A 5,148-nucleotide genomic window follows, 5' to 3' on the forward strand; every position below is an offset into this window, starting at 1 on the left:
TCATTTTCTTTTCCTTCATATAACTCTTTTATTAAATAATATAGTGATTTTATAACTTCGTTTTTTTCCTTAGTTATTCTTTCACTATCTTTACCGCTTTTTAATCTAAAAAATTCTTTATAAATTTTACTTTCAATTTGTTTATTGTATCGTGCTTCAATTTTTTCTCTCTGCTTTCCCTCATCTAAATCTTTCCAATTTTTCTTTAAAATACCTTTATCTTGCTTTTTATAATGGCTTACACCATCAATTTTAGTAATTTTCATACACATCCTCCTAAATATCTTTTTATATTAATCGAACATTTTAAATCCATTTTACATCTTTCTAATCAAAAATACAATTTTCCATTTTTAGTATACCACATCAATATTAAATTTCAAAAAAACAGAGGAACTTGCTAAATGATGAGATAAATATTTGATTAAATTTATTTTTTATTATTAAACATTTTGAAATATGGAAAAATTATGGTAAAATTTATAAAAGGTTTTTATTTATTCAATAAGGAAAAGGAGAAATTGTTTATGAAAAAAGTAGTATTATTTTGTACAGTATTCGGAATGTTATTATCAACGATATTTATTTCAGCAGAAACAACTACTGCGTTCAAAACTGAGAAAATAAAATATCCTAAAGGAATTAGAGGTATCACATCTGTAACTGAAGTTTTTGGAACTGGACAGCAAGTTACACATATTATTCTGGAATTTAACGAAAAGGTAGTAAACTCGCAGCTAACTAAAGATACTTTTGCCGTATCTGACAGAACTGTTGAAAAAGTTTATTCAAATACTCAGCCAGAAAGAACTAATATCGTAAAAGATGGAAAATACGTCATTATCGAACTGAATACAAAAGATAATGGAGCTTCTTTACGTATAGAAGGAAACAATGAAGTTGGATTTCAAATGAAAAAGGCGACTTCCAAGATAACACAAAAAGAAGACATCTTGTTTACAAATGGTAAAAAATTAGAAAAAAGCATTGCAATACTTGAAAACAACAAAACAAAAAATTTAGTTGTGGAAAACTTTAAACAGTTTGTGTATAAAGATCCAAAAACTGGAACAAGTGTAAAGTATAATCTGTATATTCCAAAAAATTACGACAGAAATAAAAAATACCCGCTTGTATTATTTATGCACGATATGGGAGTTTTAAGTGAAGATACGAAAACTACACTATTACAAGGAAATGGAGCCATCTCATTTGCAACACCTGAAGAACAGGCAAAGCACGAAGCATTTGTGCTAGCACCACAGTACTCAAGACAAGTGGTAAATGACAACGGAGATATTACAAGCGACTTGGATGCAACTGTCAATTTAATAAGAGAACATTTACTTTTAAAATATAGTATTGATGATAAAAGAATTTATGCGACTGGACAATCAATGGGTGGAATGATGGCTATTGTTATGAATTATAAATATCCAGAATTATTTGCCGCTTCATATCTAGTTGCTTGTCAATGGAATGAAAAAGAAATTGCCCCTATGGCAAAAAACAATTTATGGATTACCGTTTCAACTGGAGATTCAAAAGCTTATCCAGGAATGAACGCAATTACAAGTGAACTTATAAAAAGAGGTGGAACTGTAGCAAGAGACAGCTGGAGGGCTGACTACTCAGATACACAGTTTTTAGAAGGAGCAAGAAAAGTTATTTCTCAAAAAACAAACATAAAATACATAACACTTGAAAAAGGTACAAATCCATACTTGCCAAAAGATGCCAATCCAGGCTCTGAACATTCAGGAACTTGGAAAGTAGCTTATAGCATACCTGGCATTAAAGACTGGATGTTTTCTCAAACGAAGCAGTGAACAGCGTTAAAGAATTTTAAATAAAAATTTGAAAGCGGAAAATAAAAAGTGGAAGAATTAAGAGAAATATTGAAAACTGAAGATTTGACACAAACTGAATATCAAGGCAGAACTTTTGAAGTATTAATAAAATCATTTAAAACACATAAAAAGTTTTTATTTCCAGCTTTTGTATTGTTTGGAATTGATGGATATGTATTAAAAAACTTTATTGTATTTCAAACAATCAGCAAAGAAGAACTAATTACAAGCTTTTTAATTACAGTGGCAATTGAGTTTATACTAAGTTTATTTCAAAATAGTGTTATAAGCAAAATTAGAGGGAAAAATGAACTGGATAAAACTAATTTAATATTTAGGTCCATTGTTCTAAGTATAATAATGACTTCAATAAATTTTAGTATTCTTATGATGAGCAACAATTTGGCATCCTCTATAATTACAATTGTGCTTGCACTCTGTTTTTCATATTTCAGACAAGTTTATCTATCTAGAGACCTTAATTTTTTTGAATCTATTGAAGAAAATTTTAAACTTCTAGATGGAAATAGAAAAAGGATTATTCTACCTTTTATTGTTGTTAATATAATTTTTCATATTTTATCTTTCATTTTTCTCGTATTTGCTGTAATAATCGGAAACTATTCAACAGATGCTAGTTCAGAGCTGATGGTAATAGTCATTTTGGTTCTGTTTAAACTGGCAGATGGAATAAATGAATTTTACAGAAAAATTTTAGCAAGTATAATTTTCTTAAATGTAGAAGATAATCAATAAATCAAATGAAAAATTTAGAAAGGAGGCGCTATTGACTTTTAGTTATTTTAGCCCTATTCATATAGAAACTTTTATTGTTTCAATTTTATTTTGCGTATTTTTATTCTATATTCCAAAATTTTTTAAGAATATAGATATAAAGAAATATTCAACATTTTTAGGATATTTTTTGTTAATATTTAAAATAGTTGATTCGATTTATAGGCTGATGTATCAGAATGAACCTATAACCAATGTTACACCTGTGCATCTTTGTAATTTTGCAGCAATTTTCGCAGGATTGTATTTAATTTTTAGAACAAAATTTTTATATAATGTAGTTTATTATCTAACTTTTGGACCAGTGTTAGCACTAATTCTGCCTGGGATAATTTACTATCATGACAACTATTATGTCTATATTTTTATGATAATGCATGCACTTATTGTATTTACAGCTTTTTTTGGATATGAGTATCTAGACGAAAGACCTACAAAAAAAGGATTTATTCAATCAATAATCGCATTACTTCTTATATTTCTTTATGCGTTTATCTACAACTTTATCTTTAAGGAAATAAATGCAATGTTTTTAAAAAGCCACATTATCCCACAAGTGAAGTTTATAAATCCTATCTGGTTATATGATATTGTTCTGATTTCTACAATGATTTTTTTAGAATTTTTGTTATATTTGCCAGTTATGAAAAGAAAAGTTTAATATGAATCTTTGGAAAAGTTTTAAAAAATAAAAAGAAAGAAAAGTACACCACTGATATTAGTATTATTATGTATCTATAATTTTAGTATTTTAGGTGTACTTTTTTATTAAAAATTTTATTCAGTTTCAGATTGAGCTGCACTTTCCTGCTCAAATTTTTCCAAAATAACTTTTGTTATTTCAGCACGAAGTTCAGGTTTAATTGGATGAACTATGTCCTTAAATTCTCCATTTGGCATTCTTCTTGATGGCATTGCCACAAACAATCCGTTTTGTCCATCAATTATTTTTAATCCATGAATTACAAAACTTTCATCAAATGTGATGTCAGCATAAGCTCTTAATCTCTCGTTGTTCTCTGTTTGCTTTCCAATTCTAATACGAATATCAGTTACTTTCATAAGTCTTCTCCTTGTTTGTATAAATTTATCTTCCACTATAATTATACCCTATTTATCCTAAAAAACAAGAGATAAAACAATATTTCCTCATAATTATCCAATTATTTCAATATATTCGTCAATAAGTTCTTTTTTAAGGCTTTCAGGCGGTAAATCCAAAACTTTTACCTTTATATTCTTGTTAAAATACTTTATGTCAAAAATATCGCCTTTTTTTACATCATAAGAAGATTTTTTCTGCTCTCCGTTTACAGCAATGTTTCCATTATCTGCCAATTCCTTTGCCACTGTTCTTCTTTTTATAATTCTCGTTACTTTTAAAAATTTATCTAAACGCATTTTTCCCCCTCTATTTTATTACTTTATATTTTTCATTCCTTCGTACCACGCTGTATTTGTTTCCACAAATCCAACATTTGGATTTTCTTTTAAGAAAAGTCCTCTTACTTTACTCTTCTTATCACTGAAAATATGTGGATTATCAGTTGTTGATTTAGCTAAAAGAGCCTTTTTGATTTTTTCCTGATCCTCTTTTGCCAAAGTTTTTGTATTAAATACGATTGGACCGTTATAAACTGGAATTGATTTTATAACTGTAAAGCTTTTTCCAGCATAATCTCCAAATGGTGCAACTGCTCCTTTTCTCACTTTATATGTGGCTCCTGAATTAAAGTCTTTTCCAGCAGTCAGCTCATAAATTGTGAATGATTTTGGAATAGCAAATGTTGCAACATCAACATCTCCTTTAAATAATAGAACTTGTGCTCCAGGATGCGAATTTCCAAACATAACTTTTGAAAATACTTTATTTCCAAGCACTTCATCCGTATTTCTTAATCCAAATTCTTTTACAATGAGATTAGCTGGTATCTTAAATCCAGATGTAGAGCTGTTTGTAACAAATCCCATAGACTTACCTTTTAACTTCTTCAAGTCAAATCCATCTCCAGAACGGTATTGATTAGCATCTTCTGCTCTAACTGCAATAAAGCTGTAATAACGTGCATCTTCTAATGTTCCACTTTCTCCAGCATTTGTAAGCACAGCCTCAATATCCTTTGTTCTCTGTCTAGCATTCAAATATGCTTCGGCTCCTATATATGCAATCTGAGACTGTCCAGAAACAATATTCTCAACTGTAATATTATAGTCAGTCGTTGTAACAATTTCGACTTTTTTCCCAGTTGCTTCCTGCACAACCCGTGCAAACTCTTCACGTGATTTTTTCAGTGAATCATTAGTTTCATTTGGTAAAAATACAATTTTGATTGTATCATTTTTCTTGCCACAACTAATAGTAAACAGCAGGATTGCTAATAACAATAAACTTCTTAAAATATTTTTTTTCATAAATACCTCCTAAATAGTACAAATAAAATATGGTTTATTATAACATTTGTCATTTGCATAGTCAATTCTCTATAAAAATAAGTTTAATAAT

At 28.7% G+C, this 5,148-nt stretch carries 7 protein-coding genes; 3 read left to right on the forward strand and 4 right to left on the reverse strand.

The genetic code is table 11. The features are described 5' to 3' along the window. Window positions 1-272 (reverse strand): hypothetical protein (locus Q0370_RS02625; protein WP_299571730.1); only part of this gene is annotated, 272 nt, incomplete at its 3' end. Window positions 273-527: 255 nt separating this feature from the next. On the opposite strand from Q0370_RS02625, the gene Q0370_RS02630 reads away from it, so the two are divergent. Genes Q0370_RS02630 through Q0370_RS02640 form a run of 3 tightly spaced genes read left to right on the forward strand, consistent with a single transcriptional unit; the run spans window position 528 to window position 3,306 of the window. Then, window positions 528-1,829, forward strand: coding sequence for a PHB depolymerase family esterase (locus Q0370_RS02630; RefSeq protein ID WP_299571732.1), 1,302 nt, complete (start codon window positions 528-530; stop codon window positions 1,827-1,829). Between the two features lie 48 nt (window positions 1,830-1,877). Continuing rightward, window positions 1,878-2,606 carry a hypothetical protein gene (locus Q0370_RS02635; RefSeq protein WP_299571735.1) on the forward strand — a complete coding sequence of 243 codons (729 nt, stop codon included), beginning with the start codon at window positions 1,878-1,880 and terminating at the stop codon, window positions 2,604-2,606. 31 nt (window positions 2,607-2,637) lie between these two features. Beyond that, on the forward strand, window positions 2,638-3,306 hold the full coding sequence (locus Q0370_RS02640; protein WP_299571738.1) for a TIGR02206 family membrane protein: 669 nt from the start codon (window positions 2,638-2,640) through the stop codon (window positions 3,304-3,306). 116 nt (window positions 3,307-3,422) lie between these two features. Here Q0370_RS02640 and spoVG read toward each other — a convergent pair whose 3' ends face one another. The 3 genes from spoVG to Q0370_RS02655 all read right to left on the reverse strand — a co-directional run bounded on the left by spoVG (window position 3,423) and on the right by Q0370_RS02655 (window position 5,057). Next, entirely contained in the window at window positions 3,423-3,707 is a 285-nt protein-coding gene (gene spoVG / locus Q0370_RS02645; RefSeq protein WP_147006314.1) for a septation regulator SpoVG, read from the reverse strand. A 93-nt stretch (window positions 3,708-3,800) separates the two neighbouring features. Continuing rightward, the gene (locus Q0370_RS02650; RefSeq protein ID WP_021743376.1) at window positions 3,801-4,046 is read right to left on the reverse strand and encodes a S4 domain-containing protein; all 246 of its coding nucleotides are present in this window, start codon (window positions 4,044-4,046) and stop codon (window positions 3,801-3,803) included. Between the two features lie 18 nt (window positions 4,047-4,064). Continuing rightward, the gene (locus Q0370_RS02655; RefSeq protein ID WP_299571750.1) at window positions 4,065-5,057 is read right to left on the reverse strand and encodes a phosphate/phosphite/phosphonate ABC transporter substrate-binding protein; all 993 of its coding nucleotides are present in this window, start codon (window positions 5,055-5,057) and stop codon (window positions 4,065-4,067) included. Window positions 5,058-5,148: the final 91 nt, after the last annotated feature.

It is taken from the genome of uncultured Leptotrichia sp., assembly GCF_938036635.1.
Classification (GTDB): domain Bacteria; phylum Fusobacteriota; class Fusobacteriia; order Fusobacteriales; family Leptotrichiaceae; genus Leptotrichia; species Leptotrichia hongkongensis.